General features: G+C 66.1%; 2 protein-coding genes. One reads left to right on the top strand and one right to left on the bottom strand.

Annotated features, from left to right (window positions below):
• Positions 1–2: 2 nt before the first annotated feature.
• The gene (locus AC1D1P_RS21845) at positions 3–1133 is read left to right on the top strand and encodes a multidrug effflux MFS transporter (RefSeq protein WP_477674418.1); all 1131 of its coding nucleotides are present in this window, start codon (positions 3–5) and stop codon (positions 1131–1133) included.
• A gap of 20 nt (positions 1134–1153) precedes the next feature.
• On the opposite strand, the gene AC1D1P_RS21840 is transcribed toward AC1D1P_RS21845, so the two are convergent.
• Entirely contained in the window at positions 1154–2014 is an 861-nt protein-coding gene (locus AC1D1P_RS21840) for a PA4780 family RIO1-like protein kinase (RefSeq protein ID WP_457279183.1), read from the bottom strand.
• Positions 2015–2056: the final 42 nt, after the last annotated feature.

Genomic DNA, 2056 nt, shown 5'->3' with positions numbered 1-2056 from the left:
ACATGTACCTTCCCGCGCTGCCTTCCATCGGGCACAGCCTGGGCGCCTCCATGGGCGCGGTGCAAGCCAGCCTGATGGCGTTTTTCATCTCCCTCGGCATTGGGCAAATCATCTACGGCCCGGTCTCCGACATGGTGGGCCGCAAGCCGCCGCTGTACTTCGGGCTGCTGCTGTTTGCCGCGGGCAGCATCGGCTGCGCACTGGCGCCTGACATCCAGACGCTGGTGGTGCTGCGCTTCATCCAGGGCCTGGGCGCCTGCGCCGGCATGGTGGTGCCACGGGCGGTGGTGCGGGACCTGCATACTGGCCATGACGCCGCGCGGCTGATGTCCCTGCTGATGCTGGTCTTCAGCGTCTCGCCCATCCTGGCGCCGCTGGCCGGCAGCTTCCTCATTGAAGCCTTCGGCTGGCGCAGCGTTTTTTGGGCTGTCACCGTAGCCGCCGCCGCAGGGCTGGCGCTGGTTGCGATGACCCTGCCGGAAACGCGGCCTGCCGAGCAGCGAGTGGACAGCAGCTTTGGCAGCGCATTGACCGCCTACGGCGTGCTGCTGCGCGACCGCCATTTCATGGGCCTGGTGTTCATCGGCGCCTTCGGCATCTCGAGCTTTTTTGCCTACCTTGCCAACTCGTCCTTTGTGCTGATCAACCACTACGGCCTGACACCGCGCCAGTACAGCATCGCCTTTGCAGTCAACGCAGCCTCCTTCATCGGGGTTTCGCAGTTCACCGGCAAGCTGGCTGCGCGTTTCGGGCTTGTGCCCATCGTGAAAGTGGCCGTGACGGGTTATGCCGCCGTGATGGCCCTGCTGCTGGTGCTGAACCTGGTGGGCATCGAAAGGCTGGACGTGATGATCGCGCTGATGCTGGTGGGCTATGGATTTCTGGGCTTGGTGGTTCCAACCACCGCCGTACTGGCACTGGAAGAACACGGCGCCATAGCCGGCACGGCCTCGGCCCTCATGGGCACCTTGCAGTTTGTCACCGGCGCGGTGGTGATGGCGGTGGTGGGCGTGTTTGTAGACGGCAGCGCCCGCCCCATGGTGGCCGGCATCGCCGGATGCGCCTTGCTGGCGTATGTCACGGCACGCGTGACGCTGGGCGGCAAGCGCGCTGCCACTGCGCCGGCGCACTAGCGCCTCGCGAAAAGACGCACCTAACGGGCTTGTTGCATGCGCAGCCGCCGCGCTGACTCTTCAGCACGCGCATCGTCGATCTCACCCATCACGGCGCCGAGGTTGACCGGCCCGGTCTTGTGGGCAAAGCGGCCCGTCAGCACCGTCTCGGGCTGCAGCACGCCGCGCTGGTACAGGTCCCAGATCTCGCTGCCGTAGTCGGTTTGCAGCAGCTCCGGCGCAAAGCGGCCGAAGAAGCCGCGCAGGTTGGCCACGTCGCGCAGCAGCATGCGGCCCGCGTGGTTGTTGCCGGCAGCGTCCACCGCCTGCGGCAGGTCGATGATGACCGGGCCGGGCTGGCCGTCCGTCACACCGAGCAGGATATTGAATTCCGACAAGTCGCCGTGCACGACGCCCGCGCACAGCATGCGCACCACTTCCGTGAGCAGCGTGGCGTGGTGCTGGCGGGCATCTTCGGGCGTGAACTCCACGTCGTTCAGGCGCGGTGCGGCATCACCGTGCTCGTCGGTCACCAGCTCCATCAGCAGCACGCCATCGCAAAAGTTGTGCGGCTTGGGTACACGCACACCGGCAGCAGCCAGCCGGTACAGCGCATCGACCTCGGCGCTTTGCCAGGCCGCCTCGGTGGCCTGCCGGCCGAAACGCGTGCCCTTGGCCATGGCGCGCGCCTGCCGGGTGTTCTTGACCTTGCGGTTTTCGGTGTAGTCCACCGCCTGGCGAAAGCTGCGCTCGGTGGCGTCCTTGTAGACCTTGGCGCAGCGTGTTTCGTCGCCGCAGCGCACCACGTACACCATGGCCTCCTTGCCGCTCATCAGTTGCCGTACCACGGTATCGATCAGGCCTTCTTCGAGCAGCGACTGCAGCCTCTTGGGTGTTTTCATGGTGCCATTGTGCGCCGGGCTCAGCCTCCTGCCGCCAGCACC

This window comes from Polaromonas sp. P1_E1_2 (genome assembly GCF_056406035.1).
Note: the sequence above shows the minus strand (reverse complement) of the source record. Positions and strands in the feature narration are given on the sequence as shown.

Bases quoted from the DNA above. Each gene is read 5' to 3' on its own strand.
- AC1D1P_RS21845 (WP_477674418.1), top strand. From the start codon at position 3: ATGTACCTTCCCGCGCTGCCTTCCATCGGGCACAGCCTGGGCGCCTCC.
- AC1D1P_RS21840 (WP_457279183.1), bottom strand. From the start codon at position 2,014: ATGAAAACACCCAAGAGGCTGCAGTCGCTGCTCGAAGAAGGCCTGATC.